This is a genomic window from Halodesulfovibrio oceani subsp. galateae (assembly GCF_055397225.1).
Genome location: NZ_AP042453.1, coordinates 1607562 through 1628291 on the forward strand (window position 1 = coordinate 1607562; position 20730 = coordinate 1628291).

Annotated in this window: 21 protein-coding genes and 1 tRNA gene; 17 read left to right on the forward strand and 5 right to left on the reverse strand. The window is 44.6% G+C overall.

Features of this window, described 5'->3' with window-relative positions; genetic code table 11:
- Positions 1-77: 77 nt before the first annotated feature.
- The 15 genes from ACZ5V1_RS07070 (at position 78) to rho (ending at position 13684) form a co-directional block, all read left to right on the forward strand.
- Complete coding sequence (locus tag ACZ5V1_RS07070) at positions 78-1133, forward strand: RNA polymerase factor sigma-32 (protein ID WP_464391261.1); 1056 nt, start codon at positions 78-80, stop codon at positions 1131-1133.
- A gap of 50 nt (positions 1134-1183) precedes the next feature.
- Positions 1184-2863: a tetratricopeptide repeat protein gene (locus ACZ5V1_RS07075; protein ID WP_464391262.1), complete on the forward strand. Its 1680-nt coding sequence runs from the start codon at positions 1184-1186 to the stop codon at positions 2861-2863.
- Positions 2864-3679: a hypothetical protein gene (locus tag ACZ5V1_RS07080; protein ID WP_464391263.1), complete on the forward strand. Its 816-nt coding sequence runs from the start codon at positions 2864-2866 to the stop codon at positions 3677-3679.
- 184 nt (positions 3680-3863) lie between these two features.
- Positions 3864-4091, forward strand: coding sequence for a hypothetical protein (locus ACZ5V1_RS07085; protein WP_464391264.1), 228 nt, complete (start codon positions 3864-3866; stop codon positions 4089-4091).
- A 36-nt stretch (positions 4092-4127) separates the two neighbouring features.
- On the forward strand, positions 4128-4562 hold the full coding sequence (gene rpiB / locus ACZ5V1_RS07090; protein WP_464391265.1) for a ribose 5-phosphate isomerase B: 435 nt from the start codon (positions 4128-4130) through the stop codon (positions 4560-4562).
- Between the two features lie 16 nt (positions 4563-4578).
- On the forward strand, positions 4579-6036 hold the full coding sequence (cysS, locus tag ACZ5V1_RS07095) for a cysteine--tRNA ligase (RefSeq protein ID WP_464391266.1): 1458 nt from the start codon (positions 4579-4581) through the stop codon (positions 6034-6036).
- A gap of 2 nt (positions 6037-6038) precedes the next feature.
- Complete coding sequence (locus tag ACZ5V1_RS07100; protein WP_464391267.1) at positions 6039-7502, forward strand: beta-barrel assembly-enhancing protease; 1464 nt, start codon at positions 6039-6041, stop codon at positions 7500-7502.
- A 97-nt stretch (positions 7503-7599) separates the two neighbouring features.
- A complete protein-coding gene (gene hslV, locus ACZ5V1_RS07105) occupies positions 7600-8139 on the forward strand; it encodes an ATP-dependent protease subunit HslV (RefSeq protein ID WP_464391268.1) in 540 nt (179 codons plus the stop codon).
- A 1-nt stretch (position 8140) separates the two neighbouring features.
- Entirely contained in the window at positions 8141-9028 is an 888-nt protein-coding gene (gene ispE, locus ACZ5V1_RS07110; RefSeq protein ID WP_464391269.1) for a 4-(cytidine 5'-diphospho)-2-C-methyl-D-erythritol kinase, read from the forward strand.
- A gap of 3 nt (positions 9029-9031) precedes the next feature.
- Positions 9032-9107, forward strand: a tRNA-Gln gene (locus tag ACZ5V1_RS07115).
- 38 nt (positions 9108-9145) lie between these two features.
- Positions 9146-10093: a ribose-phosphate diphosphokinase gene (locus ACZ5V1_RS07120; RefSeq protein WP_160711303.1), complete on the forward strand. Its 948-nt coding sequence runs from the start codon at positions 9146-9148 to the stop codon at positions 10091-10093.
- Between the two features lie 57 nt (positions 10094-10150).
- The gene (locus tag ACZ5V1_RS07125) at positions 10151-10741 is read left to right on the forward strand and encodes a 50S ribosomal protein L25 (RefSeq protein ID WP_464391270.1); all 591 of its coding nucleotides are present in this window, start codon (positions 10151-10153) and stop codon (positions 10739-10741) included.
- A gap of 81 nt (positions 10742-10822) precedes the next feature.
- Entirely contained in the window at positions 10823-11428 is a 606-nt protein-coding gene (gene pth, locus ACZ5V1_RS07130) for an aminoacyl-tRNA hydrolase (RefSeq protein WP_464391271.1), read from the forward strand.
- Between the two features lie 96 nt (positions 11429-11524).
- Positions 11525-12034 (forward strand): CarD family transcriptional regulator, encoded by a 510-nt coding sequence (locus tag ACZ5V1_RS07135; protein ID WP_464391272.1) that lies wholly within the window; start codon positions 11525-11527, stop codon positions 12032-12034.
- Between the two features lie 441 nt (positions 12035-12475).
- Complete coding sequence (rho, locus tag ACZ5V1_RS07140) at positions 12476-13684, forward strand: transcription termination factor Rho (protein ID WP_464391610.1); 1209 nt, start codon at positions 12476-12478, stop codon at positions 13682-13684.
- A 488-nt stretch (positions 13685-14172) separates the two neighbouring features.
- On the opposite strand, the gene ACZ5V1_RS07145 is transcribed toward rho, so the two are convergent.
- Both ACZ5V1_RS07145 and ACZ5V1_RS07150 read right to left on the reverse strand, forming a co-directional pair.
- Positions 14173-14274: a MetS family NSS transporter small subunit gene (locus ACZ5V1_RS07145; protein ID WP_464391273.1), complete on the reverse strand. Its 102-nt coding sequence runs from the start codon at positions 14272-14274 to the stop codon at positions 14173-14175.
- Positions 14275-14296: 22 nt separating this feature from the next.
- Positions 14297-15781 carry a sodium-dependent transporter gene (locus ACZ5V1_RS07150; protein ID WP_464391274.1) on the reverse strand — a complete coding sequence of 495 codons (1485 nt, stop codon included), beginning with the start codon at positions 15779-15781 and terminating at the stop codon, positions 14297-14299.
- Between the two features lie 508 nt (positions 15782-16289).
- Here ACZ5V1_RS07150 and ACZ5V1_RS07155 point away from each other — a divergent pair.
- The gene (locus ACZ5V1_RS07155) at positions 16290-16715 is read left to right on the forward strand and encodes a hypothetical protein (RefSeq protein WP_464391275.1); all 426 of its coding nucleotides are present in this window, start codon (positions 16290-16292) and stop codon (positions 16713-16715) included.
- 85 nt (positions 16716-16800) lie between these two features.
- Here ACZ5V1_RS07155 and ACZ5V1_RS07160 read toward each other — a convergent pair whose 3' ends face one another.
- The 3 genes from ACZ5V1_RS07160 to rsfS are packed head-to-tail and all read right to left on the reverse strand — an operon-like array spanning position 16801 to position 18973.
- Positions 16801-17043 carry a hypothetical protein gene (locus tag ACZ5V1_RS07160; protein WP_464386469.1) on the reverse strand — a complete coding sequence of 81 codons (243 nt, stop codon included), beginning with the start codon at positions 17041-17043 and terminating at the stop codon, positions 16801-16803.
- Between the two features lie 2 nt (positions 17044-17045).
- Positions 17046-18578: a 2,3-bisphosphoglycerate-independent phosphoglycerate mutase gene (gpmI, locus tag ACZ5V1_RS07165; protein WP_464391276.1), complete on the reverse strand. Its 1533-nt coding sequence runs from the start codon at positions 18576-18578 to the stop codon at positions 17046-17048.
- An 11-nt stretch (positions 18579-18589) separates the two neighbouring features.
- Positions 18590-18973 carry a ribosome silencing factor gene (gene rsfS, locus ACZ5V1_RS07170; RefSeq protein ID WP_464391277.1) on the reverse strand — a complete coding sequence of 128 codons (384 nt, stop codon included), beginning with the start codon at positions 18971-18973 and terminating at the stop codon, positions 18590-18592.
- Between the two features lie 437 nt (positions 18974-19410).
- On the opposite strand from rsfS, the gene ACZ5V1_RS07175 reads away from it, so the two are divergent.
- Complete coding sequence (locus ACZ5V1_RS07175) at positions 19411-20718, forward strand: phenylacetate--CoA ligase family protein (protein WP_464391278.1); 1308 nt, start codon at positions 19411-19413, stop codon at positions 20716-20718.
- The last annotated feature ends 12 nt before the right edge of the window (positions 20719-20730 follow it).

A 20730-nucleotide genomic window follows, 5' to 3' on the forward strand; every position in this document is an offset into this window, starting at 1 on the left:
ACGGTTAACCAGACATAGATACTGTGTAACAACAGCGTTTATGCTAAGCTATAAAGGTATTATATAAATACAGGATTATGACCAACTCTACAAAGAAACCTAAGAATTCCCTTGAAGACAATAATGCTGCCGAAGCTGAACTTGTTGGTGTTGAAGATTCTGAAGAAGAGGAAAACTTAGATATTGATCCTGTTATCGATATTACAGAAGAAGACGAAAACGAAACGCCTGACACCCTGCCTGTGTTTGTAGACAAAAGCTCTACGGCTCGCGCACGGTCTACAGACTCGCTGAGCATGTACTTGCGCGAAATCAGCAAGTTTCCTATGTTGAAACCCGATGAAGAATTTGAGCTCGCCAAACGCGTACAAGAAAGTAACGATTCTGATGCTGCTTTTCGTCTTGTTTCCTCCCATCTCCGTCTTGTTGTTAAAATCGCAATGGACTTCCAACGCCGCTGGATGCAAAACGTTCTTGACCTTATTCAAGAAGGGAACGTTGGGCTTATGCGCGCTGTTAATAAATTTGACCCTGATAAAGGCATCAAATTTTCCTATTATGCTTCTTTTTGGATCAAAGCATACATTCTTAAGTTCATTATGGATAATTGGAGACTTGTTAAAGTTGGCACTACACAAGCCCAACGTAAACTTTTCTACAACCTGAATAAAGAACGCCAACGCCTTATTTCTCAAGGGTTCGACCCAGATGCTGCAACGTTGTCTAAAAAACTCAACGTGTCAGAAGAGCAAGTTGTTGAAATGGAGCAACGTCTCGATGCTTCCGATATGTCCCTCAACATCCCTATTGGTGATGATGCAGGCGGCGCCACGAAAATGGATTTCCTTCCAGCTCTTGGGCCGGGTATCGAAGACATCCTTTCTGATCAACAAATGGCAGAAATGCTTACGCAGAAAATTAACGAAATCGAACATACTTTTAACGAAAAAGAACTCGATATTTTGCACAAACGACTTTTGTCTGACGATCCGGTTACACTACGTGAAATCGGAGAACAATTCGGGATTACCCGAGAGCGCGTTAGACAGATTGAAGCGCGATTGCTGCAAAAAATTCGAGATCATCTGTTTAAAGAAATTAAAGACTTTTCTAAAGATTGGATTCAGCGCTAGGGGTGCTTCCAACTACCCCAAACTTCTATCCCTAATTATGGATTCTTACTATGCGTACAAATAACAAGCGCTTTCGTTCTGTTATCATGTCTTTCTGCGCTTTGTTGCTCGTCTCTGGATGTGCCACAAACATGCCTGAACCACAGTCTGCAACTTCTGAAATTCTTAACGCAGAAGCTGCTACAACCTATCACTACCTACTCTTCGAGGAAGCAACGAGAGAGAACGACTACAGCAAGGCTGAAGACGCACTCTCTACCCTCCTTACCCTATCTCCTCCACCGGAAGTGTATGTAGAAGCAATCAACTTCTACCTTCGCAACGGTAAGACCAGAACAGGTCGGAAAGTAGCTGTTCAAGGCACTAAAGCTTATCCCGAGAATTTCCAGCTTGTCCTGCTTAAAGCAGAATCTTACAGACTGGAAAATAATCTGGAAGATTCAGTTGAGGTTATGAGGGATTACCTCGAAGAACATCCTCAGTCCGATGATGCGTATCGCGCAATCGGCTTGTTGTACTTTGATAGCGGAAAATTCCCTGAAGCTGTTGATGCTTTCCGAGAAAGTGATGAAAAATTTCGCTCTCCAACTACTCGCCTCTTTCTTGCCAAAGCACTCATGCAGTTAAAAAAGTATGATGATGCAGAAAAAGAATTGATTGCCGTGACAGAACAAAAAGGCCGCCTGCTGGAAGCATGGTCCGAGCTTGCACGACTGTATGAACTTAAACAGGACTACATTCTTGCAGAGCAGGCATACGAACAGCTTATTACCGCAGACACCTCTAACGAGATAAGCTGGCTGCGCCTCATCAATCTGAATCTCAAGCTTAACCACCCTGCCAAAGCTCTTGAGCTTGTAGAGATTGGCCCCGCGTCTAACGAGTTCATGCTGGAAGCAGCTACAATCTTTATTAGCGAAGGTTTTTACAAAGAAGCTAAAATAATGCTTCAACCATTTGCTGAAGCCAAACAGCCTGTTGAAGTATTCTTCCACCTTGCTCTTATTGCTTTCGAATATGAAAAAGATCTAAACAAGGCTCTTGAGCTGCTTAACAATATCCCGCAGGACAATTCCAGCTGGACAAAAAGCTTAGAATTTAGAAGTCGTCTTTTATATGAACTCGGTAAAACGAGCGAAGCTATCAAGTTGGTACAGGCAGCTCGAGAACGTGACCCAAGAAGTCGCTTTATTCTCGAACTGGAAACCGAATTGCTCATGGCGGCCAAACGCCCTCAGGATGCTTTGAGAACCATCAAAGCGGCTCTTGCCATTTGGCCTAATGATCAAGAACTACTCTTTACCAAAGGTTCCATCTACCACACTATTGGTGATAAAGAACGTGCACTTGAGATAATGGAACAAGTCATCAGTGACGATCCTGAATATTTCAAGGCACTAAATTTTGTCGGCTACACTCTTGCCGAACAGGGCAAGGATCTAGACCGAGCTTTAGTACTAGTTCGCACCGCTGCAAACCTTGCTCCGGGGCAGCCTTATATCCTTGATTCGTTAGCGTGGGTTTATTATTTACGCGATGACTACAAAAACGCATGGACATATATCACTCAAGCCGTAACTCTTGGTACAAATGACCCAACAATTTGGGAACATTATGGTGATATTGCGAAAAAGCGTAAAAATGATGCCGAAGCTCGGAAAGGCTACAAACGAGCACTTAAAGGGCACAGCAACCCAGAGCTGATCAGACAAAAACTCAAGGACTTATAAATGAAAAGACTGCTTCGCTTGACTTCTGTAGTTTCCGTCATTCTTTTGTTAAGTGCCTGTGCACAACATGCACCCCAATTACGCATAGACCAGCCGGCGTCTCAGACCGAAGCAGAACAAGTATGGGCGAAATACCGTGCTAGTGCAGAAAGAAGATCAACCGAAGTCCCCTTCAGCCTCAGTGCCTCTTTCCGGTTTAAAACACCGGACTCAAGCAATAGAGCTTCACTGAGAATGTGGGGAAACGGGAATAACCCTGTCCGCATAGATATCCTTGGGCCATTCGGATCTGTTGTAGCAAGCTTACGTATCAGTGATTCACGGTCTGTGATTTTCGAACCAGACAACAAGCGCGCAGTCTTCTCAGATTCAGGACAGGACTTATTAGTGCGTCTGGGACTTCCTGTGCCTATATCAGTTCAGGATATCGTTGCTCTTTTACGAGGCAACTACGCAGACCTGTTCCCAAAAGAATACGACACCGCATATGTTGAAGGGACCACTAATATTGCGTATACATTTCCTACACAAACTGAAAACAAAAGATCGTCACCAAAGTTGACGGATGGCATTCTTGTCTTAAATAAACAGGGAGTTCCTCTTGTCTGGGAACAAAAAGGAAAATCCATGTCTATTTCCTTTGAGGAATATGACCATGGCCTGCCGGATAAGATTAGAGTAATAGCCGGAACCGAACGAAGTGCACTTTTTTTAATAAAAGATCGTTCAAATCCGGTAACCCCTTTTGACGCAGAAGCTCTTGAGCTTACATTGCCACCTGACACCAAACTTGAATCTATGAGACCAATGCCATAACCATTGGAACTATTTTTATTCTGAGCAGTGATTATTTACCCCGTTTAATAAACAGCCACTGCCGTAAGATGCTCAATAGCATTGCAAACTATACGAGGGAATCATGTCTGATACTTCTACACCTGAAAAAGATAAATCTGTTTTCCAAAACCTTTGCTTTGGCATTTCCGTTTGGAAACAGAACATGAAACGCATGTTTTCTGACATTCTTCATTCTTTTGAAATAAAGCAGCTTGAAAAGCGTTTAGAGCAAGAGTATGCAGCACTCGGCAAGGTGACTTCGTATCATCTTGAAGAAAATGAAGAGAAACCTGCTATCCCATCTTTTGAAATGACCAGCGCTGCAAAGCAAATCAGTTTTTTAAAAGAAGAAATTGCGCGTCTAAAAGAAGCGCATAAGCAAGACGCATAACTCGGCGATTACGCCGCCAGTAACATAGAGGTAATAATGTCTAAAAAAGTATTTCTCGGCGCAGATCATGGTGGCTTTGCCCTTAAAACCGTCATCGTAGAAGACCTTATCAAAAAAGGCTACGATGTAGAAGACTTGGGTTGTTATTCCACCGAAAGCACAGACTACCCAATGTACGCAGAAAAAGTCTGTACAAAGGTTCTGGAAGAAAACGCGCTTGGTATTCTTATTTGCGGCACCGGTATTGGCATGTCTATGGCAGCCAACCGCATTCCGGGCATTCGTGCTGCGCTTGCAACAAACGAATTTCATGCCCGCCTTACCCGTCAGCACAACAACGCAAACATACTTTGCCTTGGTGAACGTGTTACTGGCCCTGGTGTTGCCATAAATCTTGCTGAACTTTTCTTAGAAACCGAATTTGAAGGCGGCCGTCATCAACGCCGCATTGACCAGTTCGACAAAGCGTAGAAGGAATCCTACGACCATGCAGCTCTACAATACTCTGACACACAAAAAAGAGACTTTTACTCCTCTTACCGAAGGCAAAGTGAATATGTATGTATGTGGTATTACCGCATACGATCTTTGTCATATCGGTCACGCTCGATCTGCAGTAGTTTTTGACGTTCTTGTTCGCTACCTTCGTAGCACTGGTCTTGAAGTTTTGTTTGCACGTAACTTCACTGACGTTGATGATAAAATCATCAAACGCGCCAACGAAGAAGGTTTAAGCAGCACTGAAGTCGCAGAAAAATACATCCAGACCTTCTATGAAGACATGGATGTTCTCAACGTTCTTCGCGCTGACATTGAGCCTAAATGTACTGAACACATCGATGATATGATCGCAATGTGTGAAACATTGATCGCAAAAGGCAAGGCGTACTCTACTGAATCCGGAGACGTGTACTTCCGTGTCCGCGAATTCAAAGACTATGGTAAACTCTCCGGTCGTGATGTTGACGACATGCGCTCCGGTGCACGAGTGACACCTGGTGATGAAAAAGAAGATCCACTCGACTTTGCTCTCTGGAAAGGCGCAAAACCGGGCGAACCTTCCTGGAAAAGCCCTTGGGGACAAGGTCGTCCTGGCTGGCATATTGAATGCTCTGCAATGAGTCATCGCCATATGCCGTTACCTTTGGATATCCACGGCGGCGGACTTGATCTTATTTTCCCGCATCATGAAAATGAAATTGCACAGAGCGAAGCTGCTTCCGAAACAGAAATGGCACGCTACTGGGTTCACAACGGTTTTGTACAGATTGATTCTGAAAAGATGTCCAAGTCTCTTGGCAACTTCAAAACCATCCGTGACATTCTGGAATCATACCTTCCAGAAATACTTCGTTTCTTCTTGCTCACTAAGCACTACCGCAGCCCTATCGACTTTAGCTTTATTGCTATGGACGAAGCTGAAAAGAGCATTAAGCGAATTTACGAAACCAAGCTTGCAGTTCTTAATGAACTCAACAAATCCAAGTGGAGCAAAGCTGCTCTGCCTGAAGATGTTCTCAAAGAGTACGAAGACCAGTGCGCTGCATTTGATACAGCCATGGCTGACGATATGAACACTGCTGGTGCAACCGGCCATATCTTTACTCTTGTACGTCTTATGAACCGCATCATTGAAGATAAAGGTATGCGCAAGTCCGAAGGTGCTAAAGCACTCTTCGAACGCTTTACCGCTGACTTCACCAAATGGAGTGCTGTGCTCGGCCTGTTCGGTCTTGATGCAGAGTCCTTCCTGCTGGATCTCAAGATGAAGCGCGCTACACGTAAAAACATCTCCATTGATGCTCTTGAAGAACTAATGGTACAGCGCCTCGAAGCTCGCAAGAACAAAGACTTTGAAGCTGCTGACACTATCCGTGGAAAACTTACCGAATTGGGCGTGGATGTACGCGATACACCTACCGGCCCTGTATGGGATGTAATCTAACTATGAAAAAAGCACTGCAGCATTATTACACAACGAACAATACTCCTTTCTGGAAGAACCTCTTGTGCGCTTTTGTTGCAGTGCTTATTGTCTTATTACCGCCTGTCCATCTAGCAAAAGCCAATATTCTTGATGCGTTCGGTGACTTCGGTGTAAAAGAAGAAGTTGAGCTTGGCAAAAAATTCAGCATTCTCATCAAATCCAGAATGCCAATTATTGAAGATCCAGAGATCGTATCATATGCCGATGGCATATTGAAAAGGCTCCAAAAAAACATCCCCCCCCAACCATTCCCATTTGAAATTAATGTTATCGTAAACGATACCCTTAACGCATTTGCTGTGCCGGGGGGCTACGTGTTTGTCCACACAGCTATGTTGTTGGAAATGGAACACGAATCCGAACTTGCAGGTGTTCTTGCTCACGAACTTGCGCACATCACACAACGACACATCGCACAACGCATTGAAAAATCGCAGAAAGTGCAAATTATGAGCCTTGTAGGGATGCTCGCTGGTGCTGTGCTCGGTGCAACCACTGGCAACGGGGGTGAAGTTGCTAGTGGTCTTATTACCGGCTCTATGGCAGCAGGTCAGGCAGCATTGCTTAATTATAGCCGCGCTGACGAACGGGAAGCTGACCAAATGGGACTTATCTATCTTACTGAAGCAGGATACAATCCCAAAGGGCTTTCCAACAGTTTTGCTAAAATCCGCAGACGAAAATGGGAGTCCGGCTCCAATATGCCGACCTATTTGTCAACTCACCCGGACGTAGAAGAACGTCAAAACTACCTCGCTGACCGAGTTGCTTCTTTGCCAATGGAACTACAAAACCGCCCTGAAGATGACGTGCGGTTTAAACGAGTGCAAACTCTCATTCGTTCACAGTTCACTGATCCGTCAACGGCTCTCGCCTATTTTGCAAATCAGGAACAGACCCCGCTCGTTCTCATGGGACAAGGTATTGCCTCGGCAAGAATTAATAAAGTTAAAAACGCCGCTAAATATTTTGATGAAGCATTGGAAGGCGCACCAAAAGACTACTTAGTCCTTCGCGAGGCAGGCAAATTCCACTACACCAAAGGTGATACCAAGAAAGCAATTTTTCTGCTCCAAAAGGCCGCCGTACGGAACCCTGAGGATTTAATGACGCTGTTCTTCTATGCCCGCCTGTTGAACGACAAAGGTGATGCCAAATCCGCGGCCACCTACTACAAGAAAATTTTACGCACACTACCTGAAGATTCAGAAGTACACTTTTTCTACGGCAAAATGCTCGGACAGAGCGGTGACCAATTTAATGGGCATCTACATCTCGCATACAGCGCGCTGTTCCGCAATGATGCGAAGAAAACAGCATATCATATCAAAAAAGCCGAAGCGCTTGCTAGTAATCAAAAGCAGACATCCGCTCTTGAATTAATTAAAAAGCAACGAGATGAACGAGCTGCCTACTGGAAATAATTTTTATTTTGCCTCTTACTTTTGGCAAAAGAGCATATTCTCTCTCAATCTAAATAACTTCGATTCATATTCGACAAGTACAATATAAGGATTAGTCATGGAACTTCGTGGAACAACTATTCTAGCGGTAAAAAATGCTAACGGTGTTGCAGTGGCAGGTGACGGTCAGGTAACATTGGGCCAGTCTATTGTTATGAAGCATCAGGCACGCAAGGTGCGCCGCATCTACCGTGAAAAAGTCATCGCAGGTTTTGCTGGTGCAACAGCAGATGCATTTACCTTGTTTGAACGTTGCGAAGCTAAACTTGAAGAGTTTGGCGGCAACTTGTTACGCGCATCTGTTGAAATGGCTAAAGATTGGCGCTCTGATAAATATTTACGAAAACTTGAAGCAATGCTGATCGTTGCAGACGCTGAGTACATCTTCATCATCAGTGGTAACGGTGATGTTATCGAACCCGATGACAACATTGCAGCAATTGGTAGCGGTGGCGCATATGCCCTTTCCGCAGCACGCGCATTGCAGCGTAACACCGAAATGGCTCCCGAAGAGATCTGCCGCCACTCAATGGCGATTGCTTCAGAAATATGCGTATTCACCAACGAGAACCTCACGATCGAAACCATTAGCGCATAACATGCCTCTTACCCAACCAGACTTGGTAACATTGCGCGCTGGATGCAAAATCAACCTGCATTTAGAAATTACTGGCGTTCGTGAAGACGGATATCATGAACTTGATACGCTCTTTTTTCCCCTTCCAAAGCCATTTGACATAATAACAATTTCTAAAGGCACTGCTGGGAGTGGGCTTCTTCTTGATTGCCCTGGGCTCTCTATTCCTCCTGAAAAAAACATTATGTATAAATGCTGGGAGAAATATTGTGCTGCAACAGACTGGATGCCTGATCTTGAAATCTCTGTTGAAAAAGGTATTCCAGATGGCGCGGGTCTTGGAGGCGGAAGTTCTGATGCTGCCGTCATGCTCAATTATCTCAATAAATATTGTCCGAAAAATGCACTTTCTCCAGAATCTCTCAACTCTCTTGCTGCGACGATTGGAGCAGATGTACCATTTTTCTTGAACAATATTCCGGCACACGCAACAGGCATCGGTGACCGTCTCGAACCGTCTGATGTCTCTCTTTCCGGATATTTTCTTGTACTTATTTGTCCTGACGTCAGCATCTCCACACCGTGGGCTTTTGCGGCTTGGGACAAGGCTATGCTAGCAAATAGTGTGACCAATAATAAGAAAGAAATCTTGACAACTACAACGTCAGAAGATAGAAAGCACTCCTCTCGTGCCTTGTGGCTTTTTAATAGTTTTGAAGTGGTGGTATACTCGGCCTTTCCGAAGCTGCGGGCGTACAAAGACAAACTCATGGCATTTGGCGCTGAAGGCGCTGTTATGAGTGGAAGCGGTTCAAGCATCTTTGCTTTGTATCGAGAGATGGAACAGGCTGCTAGTGCTGCAACGGCCTTAGAGGCTGATGGCGTTGCCACATATCTCCACCATCTGTAATACTGGGACGTAGCCAAGTTGGTAAGGCATCGGGTTTTGGTCCCGACATCCGCGGGTTCAAGTCCTGCCGTCCCAACCATTTTTACAGATAACTAACTATAACCCCAGTATGGTATCATGAACGGCGATCTAAAAATCCTCACCGGCTCTTCCAATCCTGCGTTGGCAGAAGCTATCTGTAGCCACTTAGGCTGCGAGCTTACTCCAACCCTTTGTGAAACTTTCAGCGATGGCGAATGCCGCATCGAGATCGGTGCAAACGTACGAGGCGACGACGTATTTGTTGTTCTCTCTACTTCTGCGCCTGTTAACGATAACCTCATGCAGCTTTGTCTTATGCTCGACGCCCTCAAGCGTGCTAGTGTTGGCCGCGTGACTGCAGTTGTTCCCTACTACGGATACGCACGTCAGGATCGCAAAGTTGCTCCTCGTGCGCCTATCAGTGCAAAAGTTGTTGCGGACTTCCTGACTACTGCAGGCATGGACCGCCTTGTAACCGTAGACCTCCATGCAGGCCAGATTCAGGGCTTCTTTGATGCTCCTGTAGACAACCTCTACGCTGCGCCAGTTATGCTTGACCGTCTTCGTGGCATTCAGAGTGAAAAAGGCGAGATCGTCTTGGTTTCTCCTGATGCTGGTGGTGTTGAACGTGCGCGTGCTTACGCAAAACGTCTTAACGCTGGCCTCGCAATCATCGACAAACGTCGTGACAAGCCTAACCAGGCTCAGGCAATGCACGTTATCGGTGATGTAAAAGATAAAATAGCCATCGTTGTCGACGATATGATCGATACTGCTGGCACCATGTGTGCTGCAGCTGACGTTCTTATGAGCAACGGTGCCAAAGAAGTTATGGCGTGTACTACACACCCGGTTCTCTCCGGTCCAGCCATTGACCGTCTTTGTAATTCAGCTTTCAAAAAAGTTTTTGTTACCGATACTATTGAGCTCGGCGACAAACTCGACCATTGCGATAAACTTGAAGTCCTCTCTATTGCAGGCCTTCTTGCTAAAGCAATTCATAATATCCATACGGAATCCTCCGTTAGCGTTCTTTTCGTATAAAGAACGTGTCTGCAGCGAGTGAAACATCTCGTGGTGGAACCTCAAAGGAGCTATTACATGTCAGAAAAAATTACTTTTTCCGTTGCAAAACGTGAAGGTCTTGGTAAAGGTGCTAACCGTCAGCTTCGTTTAGCTGGCAACGTTCCTGGTATCTTTTACAGCACTTCCGGTGACAACGTTCCAGTTCAGATGGACGAAATGGCATTGATCAAGCTTTACGAAAAAGCTGGTCTTACCAACGTTATCGAACTTGATATCGAAGGCGAAACTAAAGAATGTCTCATCTGGAAACTTGAGCGTCACCCGTTCAAAAACCGTCTCCAGCATGTTGACTTCTACGGCGTAGATGCTGACAAAGAAATTCGCATCAAAGTTGCTGTTCGCACAATTGGCGAATCCAAAGGTGTTAAACTCGGCGGCCGTCTTGAAGAATACCGTCAGGTTATCACTGTTTCAGCTAAGCCTGCTGACATCCCTAACGAAATTGTTGTTGATGTTACTGATTACAGCATCCACACATTCCTCAACGTTAGCGATATCGAACTTCCAGAAAACGTTACTGCTTACTACGACACCGACTACAAAGTACTCGCAGTAGTACCTGGTCGTGGTTCTGCAGCAACTGGCGAAGAAGCAGAAGAAGCTTAAGCGAATTCCTTGTGAAATCGTTGGCCTCATGCTTCGGCATGAGGCCATTTCCTTTTTATTGGATTGCTTAACAGGATAGCTATGAATATTTCCGGAGTAATCGTTGGATTGGGTAATCCGGGTAAAGAATACGACAATACCCGGCACAACCTCGGATTTATGGTTGCAGACCACCTTTTGGAAGATGCACAGCGTTTTTCGCCAGATGCATGCTCTCCTCTTTCCATCGGAAAGAAAAAATATGATGCATGGAAATGCAGAATAGGCACATCCCGCAACTTCTGGCTTATCATAAAGCCAATGACCTACATGAACCTTTCCGGTGAAGCTGTTGGCCATGCGTGTAATTACTTCGACATTGAACCTGAACAGGTTATTGTACTGCATGACGAACTAGACCTACCACTAGGACGAATGAAATTTAAAATCGGTGGCGGCCACGCTGGACATAATGGATTACGCTCCATTGAACAGCACCTTGGAAGTCGCAATTTTAATCGCATGCGCCTTGGTATAGGTAAACCGGAACATGGATCCGTTTCTAACTACGTTCTTAACCGCTTCACTAAAGCTGAAAGCGAAGACGTAGAAATGGTCCTTGAAGGTGCCCGCAAAGGTCTTGAAGCGTTTGTTTCATCAGGTTTTGACGAAGCGGTGAAAATAACCAACGCCTTTAAGCTTCCCTAATTCTTCGATTAGATAACCATAGACTCTTAGTGCTTATTGCGTTAGAGTGTGATTCGCGTTTCACGATGTAACGCAGATATTGCAAGGAGATTCGCTGTGTTCGCTCAGGATCAATTAGTAGTATACCCAGCTCAGGGTGTAGGCAAAGTAGAAAGAATCGAGACTCAGACTGTTGGCGGTACCGAGGCTGAATTCTACTTCATCCGGATACTGAGCAACAATGTGACTCTTATGGTGCCAGTTACAACCGCAACCAATGTGTTGCGCCCACTGTGTACACATGAAGAGGCTCTTGATCTTCTCAAATCTCTCGATGACCGCTCAGGGTTCACTGGCTACACTGGTCAGAACTGGAACCGCCGTTACCGTGAGTATTCCGACAAACTGAAAAGTGGTGCTCTTGAAGACGTAGCATACGTCCTTAAAGAACTTCTGCTTATCGGTAAGGATAAAGAACTTTCATTCGGTGAACGTCGCTTATTAGAACAGGCAATGGGTCTCATTACCCTTGAAATTGCTCACGCTACAGACACCACCCAAGATGCTGTTCAAAAACAAATTGAAGAAATGTTTGCAGACGTAATTGCTGCACAGGAAAAAAAATAGTCACACTTTCTTGTCATTTTTTTCCTGATAAGCTACTTTCTTCTATATACGTTACACGTTTTCTTCAGTCCCCCCCATTTGACACTGCTCAACGTCTTTGTCCTTCCGTCGGGGGACGCACAAAACTTCCCAAACTATGTCATCGGCTATGTCTCATAGCTCCTCTATGTACGCTTGTACATTTCTATTCAAATTAAACCATTCCTTTGAGTCTATATGGCAACAAGAAAAGACGTCGAAGAAGCGAAGCAGGAAAGACCTCGTAGAGCTACGTCAACATCAGACCGACCTACAGCTCGCAAACGCAGAACTCCTCCTGCTGCTCCCCGTGGCGATAGATCACGGAGAGCCCCAGCGCCTCAATTTACTCCCGATCCAAATGCAGATCCAAGCGAAGGTCTCAACCTTTCAGAACTTAAGCGCAAACCAGCAGCGGAGCTGATGGAGCTTGCCAAAGAGTATGAAATTGAGAACCCGAGCAATATGCGCAAGCAGGAGCTTATTTTTGCTTTGCTGCAAAAATGTGCTGCACAAAATGGAGCCATCTTTGGTGAGGGCGTTCTCGAAATCCTTCCTGATGGGTTTGGTTTCTTACGCTCACCAATGTACAGCTACATGCCTGGACCGGATGACATTTATGTTTCCCCTTCTCAGATCAGACGCTTCGGTCTGCGAAAAGGTGATGTAGTTTCAGGTCAAATTAGACCGCCTAAAGAAGGCGAACGCTACTTTGCCCTGCTCAGAGTCAATGAAATTGGCTTTGAACCACCTGAAAAATCTCGCAACCTCGTTCTCTTCGATAACCTCACTCCTATCTATCCAGAGCGCCAGCTCGTAATGGAAAACGGAAAAGAAAACCTTTCCGGCAGAGTCATTGACCTCATGGCCCCAATTGGCTGTGGACAACGTGGTCTGATTGTTGCCCCTCCACGAACTGGTAAAACTATCCTTCTTCAATCATTGGCTAACTCCATCAATGCTAATAATCCGGATGTTTATCTTATCATCCTGCTTATTGATGAACGCCCTGAAGAAGTTACTGATATGGAGCGTACAGTTAAGAACGCTGAGGTTATCAGCTCTACTTTTGACGAACCACCACAGCGCCACGTTCAGGTTGCAGAAATGGTTCAAGAAAAAGCAAAGCGCCTTGTAGAACGCGGTAAAGACGTTGTTATCTTGCTCGATTCCATTACTCGTCTTGGACGTGCATACAACGCAGTTACCCCATCTTCCGGCCGTGTTCTTTCCGGTGGTCTCGATGCTAACGCACTGCAACGCCCAAAGCGTTTCTTTGGCGCAGCACGTAACCTCGAAGAAGGTGGTAGCTTAACTATCATCGCCACCGCTCTCATCGATACTGGTTCCCGCATGGACGAAGTCATCTTTGAAGAGTTTAAAGGCACTGGTAACCTTGATATCTACCTTGACCGTCATCTCGCTGAAAAACGCGTGTTCCCGGCAATTGATATCAACCGTACAGGTACTCGTAAGGAAGATCTCCTTCTTGGTACAGAAATGCTTAACAAAATTTGGATTCTTCGCAAAATCCTTGCTCCAATGTCTACCATTGACAGCATGGACTTCTTACTTAACAAAATGCGCAAGACCAAAAGCAATAACGAGTTCTTTCTTTCTATGAATAAGTAAGAACGACTTAGAGATATCTTAAAACCTCGCTTCGGCGGGGTTTTTTTATGCCTGAATTCTACTTTCCGCAAGCATTGGCTCAACTCTTCCTTCTTCCTCACATTTTAAGCTATTGCTTCCCCACTTCTTACAATCCTTGTGGAGGATTCTTCTCTCTTTCTTAGAAGGAAGAACAACCATCCATAAAAGTACTCTTCTTTTCTTCTATGTTCTCACTTCTATGTTCTCACTTCTATGAAGGTGTGCACAAAAGCCCATAGAAATGTCCAACGATTATTTATCAAAAGTCTAGAATCAGCCCTCTGAAAAAGCCGAAGGGATCCCTATATACAATTTGTTTCAAAGGGACAGGAGTACTTCGTAAACGATGACATTAGCCCTACTTCCCTTTGTGACCTTAGTAATGGTAAAAGCCCACTTGTTCCACGAACAAAAAAAAGCCGCTGTCCTAGGACAGCGGCTTTTCATTTTCTATATAATCTTACGATCTAAATTTCGCGATTTCGGATGGCGAGAGAGATGCAGAATGCTGCTCCGCCCCAAGTTACGCCAAGACCAATTACCATCATAATGATTGCAGATGTAGTCATTTGGTTTTCTCCTTAAAAGCTATTAAGAGTAATGCTGGAACTGTTTATGTGATTGTTTCTTCTGAAGGAAGATTGCAACCAAAATTGCGAGAGGCAAGATAGACCAGCCGAACATCACAAGATCAGTCATTGGGTACCCACCGTACGGTACAGTCACTTTATTGTAGAGGCTAGAAAGGAAGGTGTAGCCAAGAACAAGTACTGTGATGATACGCAGGCTGAATGCCCAGAGTTTGCCTACAGAGAAGTCGGAATGTTTATTAACATCATCACGTACTCCATCAAGACCGATGATCCAACTCATAAGAACAATCTCTACAAGAGCTGCGAAGAGCAAGCAGATGTTGTTGATAAAGTGGTCAACGATATCGAGGATCAACAGGCCTGCACCAGTGGTAAATACTGCAGTCAGAGCAAAACCAATAATACAGATTGCGGTCACGACTGTTCTACGAGAAGAGCCAAGCTTATCGATCAAGGCAGAGGTAACAGCTTCAACAATAGAGATATGAGAACTAACACCAGCCATTGTGAGGCACAGGAAGAACACAGAACCAAAGAACAGTGGCGCAGGCATGGTGTTGATAGCAGCCGGAATAGTGATGAAGGCAAGACCTACACCAGCACCAGCAACATCAGACACTGCCTGACCTGTGGAATGAGCCATGCTACCAAGTACTGAGAAAATCATAATACCAGCAAGCATAGAGAAGCCACAGTTAATAAATACAGTCATCGCTGCGTTGTTACAAATATCAGCGTTTTTAGGCAGGTAGCTTGAGTATGCGATCATGATACCAAAGCCGATGGACAGCGAGAAGAAGATCTGACCATATGCAGCAGCCCAAACACCAAAGTCTGTAAGCTTAGAAAAATCTGGAGTGAAGAGAAAATCAAGACCCACGGTTGCACCAGGCAGTGTAATTACACGACCGATGAACACGAGTACGAGTGCGAAAAGAAGCGGGATAAGAATCTTACAAGCACGCTCAATACCACCGCGGATACCGGAAGTACAAGCAAGCCAAGTTAAACCCCAAGTAAGTGCACAGGCACCAAAAATAGGCCAGCGAATTCCGCCGAGCTCTGTTGGAGAAGAAGTAAGACCAAGGTACTCACCAAAGAAGAAACCTTTAGTGTCAGCACCCCATGCACCATCAAAAGAGAAGCCAAGGTAGTTAATTGTCCAGCCGATTACAGCAGCATAGTATACTGCAATAATTGCTGCGATAACAATCTGTACCCAACCAAGCCATTCATATTTTGAATTAACGGCGGCAAGAACTTTTGGAGCAGAACCTTTATATTTATGACCAAGACCAAATTCCATGATCATAAATGGAATACCTGCAGTCAGCAGTGCAAAAATATAAGGAATAAAGAATGCACCACCGCCGTTTTCGTACGCCATGTACGGGAAACGCCAGATATTACCCAAACCAATAGCAGAGCCTACAGCAGCAAGAATGAATCCCGCACGGGATCCCCACTGTTCACGATTTTCCATAGCAACACCTCGACTAAATTTGACACTCAAATAGTGAATGCTTCTTTCAGCAAATTTACCATTACAATTTGAAGAATACAAAAGCAGCAGACGATATTATTAGCAGAATCGTCGGGGTGCTAAATCTCAAATTTGTAAAACAGTAGCCTGCATCAAGGCTTTCACTTCCCATTCGTTACGTCCGAACTACGTTTAGATCACAAAAATGTCTACACATTTCTTACAGAATTGTTCAACACGAATTGGCAAAATTGAAAAAACAATCGCTAATAGTCTGTATTGTTATCTATATCAATAATTCTTGCTATAGTAAGAAAGTTGTTATAGCTGACTAGTTGTTTAACCAAAATGTTCATTTTCTCATTATCGGATTATCACTAAAGTGCGTACATTATACATAATTTGATCTTCAACTGAATGATGAATCAGTATTGACACACTGCCCCTCTCGTGAGAAATTTTAGTGCTTTTAGTAATTAATTTTACACACTCTATTCAGGAGAAATGTATGTTCACTGACAATTCCCATAGTAAAGAGCTTGATGCCCTTCTTGAAGGTTGGACTGAATCTGAAGCTAAGACAAAAGCGGCATTTGCAAACTACAAAGACCTTCTGCTTTCTTTTGAAGGTACAAGTCTATCCTTCAAAGGCAGACCCGGTGTAAGCTTCTCCTTGCGTGCAAAACACGATAAACAGACTGAGCGTGAACTTTTTGTACTTGTAGACGTAGTAGATGATGATCCAGAAGATCGCTGGCTTTCTGTTTGCTTCTATGCAGATATGATCAATGACGCGGATGAACTTGGCGACTGGGTACCTGGCGGACTGATGGGTGAAGATGCATGCTGCTTTAACCTTGATGAAGACGATGCTGCAATGCGCGCCTATATTAAGGACAGAATTACTGACGCATACAACAACGCGAAAAAGTAAATTTACAAGCACACTGTGCATAAAAAAAGCGGAACCTAGATATATCTAGGTTCCGCTTTTTTTATTCTTAAATGAAGAACTGATTCTACATAAAGTCGGGATCAATTGCTGCCCCGCCGTCTGCTAACGATATCTTCAAATATTGAAGAGTGCGTCGGTCAACTGGAACAATCGGAAAAATGTTCTGACAAGCATCACAGCGTTCCATTGATGGTTGTACGGCACCTATAATTGGCACTTTACGGCCACAATGTGGACAAGGGTAAAAGAAGATAACTTCCATCCCGACAGGCTTAACAGGAGAAATCGGTTTCTGTGAATTGCTCATGCTTAGTCCTTACAGATAAGACTTTTTCCGTTCATTGAAGCAGGCTGCTCAATATTCCACATATCAAGAATTGTTGGCGCGATATCGCCTAAAATTCCATCTTCACGAAGTTTCCATGAAGTACTTCCATCAATAAGTACTACCGGAACTGGGTTCGTTGTATGCGCGGTGTGTGTGTTACCAGCAGCATTGCGCAGCTCCTCTGCATTACCATGGTCAGCAGTGACAAGAGCTCTCCAACCACTTGTATGGACGGCATCCAGCACTTTAGCAACACATGCATCAACAGCTTCACACGCCTTGATTGCAGCATCAATAATTCCGGTGTGCCCAACCATATCAAGATTGGCAAAGTTGCACACAATAAATGAATATTCCTTAGAAGTAATCGCCGCTACAAGCTTCTCTGTAACTTCTTCAACACTCATCTGAGGCTTCAGATCATATGTGGCTACATCACGAGGGGAGCTGACCAGCTCTCGATCTTCATTTGCAAAAGGCTCTTCACGACCACAGTTAAAAAAGTATGTTACATGAGCATACTTTTCTGTCTCCGCAAGACGAAGCTGCTTCACGCCTTGTTTAGCTACCACTTCTCCTAATGGATCAGGGCAATCATCTTTTGCGAATGCTACAGGCAACCCAAAAGATTTTTCATAACAAGTCATAGAGGCAAGTGCAGAAAGCTTAGGGAAATCTCCACGTTCAAAATCAACAAAACTGTCAACACACATTGCCTGAGCAATTTGGCGCATACGGTCTGCTCTAAAGTTGAACATAAAAACAGAATCACCATCTTTCATTGCAATCGGTTCGCCGCCTTCTGCTACAATAGATGTTGGAATGAAAAATTCATCCGTGACCCCTTCGTCGTAAGAGTCCTGAATAGCTTTTAATGGATCTGATGTGGTTCTGCCTTTGCCATGCACAAAGCAATCCCACGCAAGCTGGTTGCGATCCCAACGCTTGTCACGATCCATCGCATAGTAGCGACCGGAAATAGATGCAATTCGACCTGCACCAATGCGCTCTATAGCTTCAAGAAGCTGCTTTACAAAACCAAGTCCGCTTGTAGGAGAAGTATCGCGACCATCAAGGAACACATGCACGCATACATCAACCTCAATTGCTTTTGCCATTTCAAGCAAAGCAACGAGGTGATTGAAATGACTATGAACACCACCATCCGAAACCAGTCCCATTAAATGAACTGTTCCGCCCTTCACTTTCGCCGATGTCATAACATTATTAAGAACAAGGTTCTTCTGGAACTTGTTTTCTTCAAGTGCAACATCAATAAGTGTCATATCCTGGTACACAACCCGCCCAGCACCGATATTCATGTGCCCAACTTCCGAGTTGCCCATAAACCCTTCCGGAAGGCCAACAGCACGGCCGGAACAAGCTAGACGGGACATCGGATAATCAGCAACTAAACGATCAAGAGTTGGTGTGTTCGCAAGAGAAATTGCGTTTCCTTCACCAGCGGGAGCAATGCCCCAACCATCAAGAATCAGCAAAAGGGTTGGTGTCATAGTGAGTATTCCTATTCAGCTTCAGATTTATATAAAACTTTAGCGTCAGCCCAGAGGCTTTCAAGATTAAAAGAACCACGAGCGTCTTCCTGGAAAATATTCACAAGAACGTCGTTAAGGTCAATCAGAACCCACTGGTTACTGTCTTTACCTTCAACGCGCAGGTGCTCGTAGTTTTCACCCTTTGCAAGCTTAGAAATCTCATCTGCTAACGCTCTTGACTGGCGAACAGATTTTACTGTGGCAATAACCACAGCATCAGTGAAGGAGTTCACACCTTCAAGGTCAAGAACTACAACATCACTAGCTTTTTTAGCTTCAAGCCATTCAATAATCTTTGCTACTTTTTCCTGTGAAGAAACAGTACTGTATTTTTTTTCAATCTTTCCAATCATTTTTTATCCACTCGTTAGGGCTGCGCTTTTATAATGCAGGCTAAATCTTAGGCTACTACACGCAACACATGCAATGCTTATAATTTTAATCCCCTTACAGTACCTGTGCAGCTGCAAAAGGATGATAAATTCTCTTCCAGCAATGTCAGTAGAAACACGTCTCCGACTTTGCCAGCCTTAAATTCCTGCCCCTTCCTACGTTATTTACTGCCTATAAGCAATTAACAACAGGAAGAGAATTTTCATTAAAAATGACAATTTTGAGAAACAGACTTGACCCGCCTCCCGCTTATGGTGCATTTCCTATGTTTGCACATATATATAGCCAGTGCGCTGGCTAGGTCCATAAGATTCAAGGAACGATAGAGCCAGCACTCTGGTAACTACTTTCCTTGAACCGTGTAGTTATTTTATTCTTTTTGTATCAGGAGTCATGTATGATTTTTAATGTTGAGCAAGAAACACTGCCTCGCGAAGAGTTAGAAGCAATTCAGTTACGCCGTTTACAGAATCTCTGTGAACGGGTGTACGCAAATGTTCCTCACTACCGCGAACAGTTTATTAAGGCGGGAGTTACTCCTGCCGATATCAAAAGCCTCAGCGACTTGGCTAAACTCCCGTTTACTGAGAAGCAGGATCTACGTGACAACTACCCGTTTGGACTTTTTGCTGTTCCAAAAGAGAATATTGTCCGCCTCCATGCTTCCAGCGGCACCACCGGCAAGGCAACAGTTGTAGGATACACACAACGTGATGTGAACAACTGGGCTGAGCTTATGGCACGTTCATTTATGGCAGCCGGTGCAACCCGCAGCGACTTTATCCACAACTCATATGGATATGGATTATTCACAGGCGGCCTTGGCGTACATTACGGTGCAGAACGCCTCGGTGCGACTGTTATCCCGATTTCCGGCGGCGGAACTAAGCGCCAAGTCTCACTAATGGAAGACTTTGGAGCAACCGTAATCTGCAGCACCCCGTCTTACGGCCTTGTACTGCATGAAGCAGCACAGCAGGCAGGTGTCAACTTGCGCGATCTTCCACTTCGTGTCGGCATTTTCGGCGCCGAACCATGGACAGACGAAATGCGTAATGATTTACAAGAAAAAATGGGCATCGATGCTGTAAATATTTACGGTCTTTCCGAAATTATGGGACCTGGGGTTTCTATCGAATGTGCAGTTGCAAAAGACGGAATGCATATATTCGAAGACCACTTCCTGCCGGAAATTATTGACCCAGTAACGGGCGAACAGCTTCCAGAAGGTGAAACCGGCGAACTGGTTATCACCACTCTGACAAAAGAAGGCATTCCGCTTATCCGTTACAGAACACGCGACATTACGTCCTTAAACTACACTCCATGTAAATGTGGTCGTACTCACGTTCGTATGAACCGTATTACAGGACGCAGTGATGACATGCTCATCATCCGTGGCGTTAACGTGTTCCCTTCACAGATTGAATCTATCATTCTGGAAACAGAGGGAGCATCACCGCATTACCAGATCATTGTTAAACGTCAGGGCAACCTTGATACTGTTGAAGTTCAGGTTGAAATTGACGGATCACTCTTCTCTGATGCTATTAAAAATCTCCAGCAGATTGAAATGCGCATCCAAAAAACAATCAAAGAATTCCTCGGTGTTTCAACGAAAGTGCGTTTAGTCGAGCCAAGATCCATTGAACGATCACAAGGCAAAGCAAAACGCGTTTTCGACTTACGAAATGAATCCGAATAATAAAGAAGCCCG

What these genes read in the sequence shown, in the direction of transcription:
- ACZ5V1_RS07070 (WP_464391261.1), top strand. Translation starts at nt 78, where the DNA reads ATGACCAACTCTACAAAGAAACCTAAGAATTCCCTTGAAGACAATAAT.
- ACZ5V1_RS07075 (WP_464391262.1), top strand. Translation starts at nt 1,184, where the DNA reads ATGCGTACAAATAACAAGCGCTTTCGTTCTGTTATCATGTCTTTCTGC.
- ACZ5V1_RS07080 (WP_464391263.1), top strand. Translation starts at nt 2,864, where the DNA reads ATGAAAAGACTGCTTCGCTTGACTTCTGTAGTTTCCGTCATTCTTTTG.
- ACZ5V1_RS07085 (WP_464391264.1), top strand. Translation starts at nt 3,864, where the DNA reads ATGAAACGCATGTTTTCTGACATTCTTCATTCTTTTGAAATAAAGCAG.
- rpiB (WP_464391265.1), top strand. Translation starts at nt 4,128, where the DNA reads ATGTCTAAAAAAGTATTTCTCGGCGCAGATCATGGTGGCTTTGCCCTT.
- cysS (WP_464391266.1), top strand. Translation starts at nt 4,579, where the DNA reads ATGCAGCTCTACAATACTCTGACACACAAAAAAGAGACTTTTACTCCT.
- ACZ5V1_RS07100 (WP_464391267.1), top strand. Translation starts at nt 6,039, where the DNA reads ATGAAAAAAGCACTGCAGCATTATTACACAACGAACAATACTCCTTTC.
- hslV (WP_464391268.1), top strand. Translation starts at nt 7,600, where the DNA reads ATGGAACTTCGTGGAACAACTATTCTAGCGGTAAAAAATGCTAACGGT.
- ispE (WP_464391269.1), top strand. Translation starts at nt 8,141, where the DNA reads ATGCCTCTTACCCAACCAGACTTGGTAACATTGCGCGCTGGATGCAAA.
- ACZ5V1_RS07120 (WP_160711303.1), top strand. Translation starts at nt 9,146, where the DNA reads ATGAACGGCGATCTAAAAATCCTCACCGGCTCTTCCAATCCTGCGTTG.
- ACZ5V1_RS07125 (WP_464391270.1), top strand. Translation starts at nt 10,151, where the DNA reads ATGTCAGAAAAAATTACTTTTTCCGTTGCAAAACGTGAAGGTCTTGGT.
- pth (WP_464391271.1), top strand. Translation starts at nt 10,823, where the DNA reads ATGAATATTTCCGGAGTAATCGTTGGATTGGGTAATCCGGGTAAAGAA.
- rho (WP_464391610.1), top strand. Translation starts at nt 12,476, where the DNA reads ATGGAGCTTGCCAAAGAGTATGAAATTGAGAACCCGAGCAATATGCGC.
- ACZ5V1_RS07145 (WP_464391273.1), bottom strand. Translation starts at nt 14,274, where the DNA reads ATGACTACATCTGCAATCATTATGATGGTAATTGGTCTTGGCGTAACT.
- ACZ5V1_RS07150 (WP_464391274.1), bottom strand. Translation starts at nt 15,781, where the DNA reads ATGGAAAATCGTGAACAGTGGGGATCCCGTGCGGGATTCATTCTTGCT.
- ACZ5V1_RS07155 (WP_464391275.1), top strand. Translation starts at nt 16,290, where the DNA reads ATGTTCACTGACAATTCCCATAGTAAAGAGCTTGATGCCCTTCTTGAA.
- ACZ5V1_RS07160 (WP_464386469.1), bottom strand. Translation starts at nt 17,043, where the DNA reads ATGAGCAATTCACAGAAACCGATTTCTCCTGTTAAGCCTGTCGGGATG.
- gpmI (WP_464391276.1), bottom strand. Translation starts at nt 18,578, where the DNA reads ATGACACCAACCCTTTTGCTGATTCTTGATGGTTGGGGCATTGCTCCC.
- rsfS (WP_464391277.1), bottom strand. Translation starts at nt 18,973, where the DNA reads ATGATTGGAAAGATTGAAAAAAAATACAGTACTGTTTCTTCACAGGAA.
- ACZ5V1_RS07175 (WP_464391278.1), top strand. Translation starts at nt 19,411, where the DNA reads ATGATTTTTAATGTTGAGCAAGAAACACTGCCTCGCGAAGAGTTAGAA.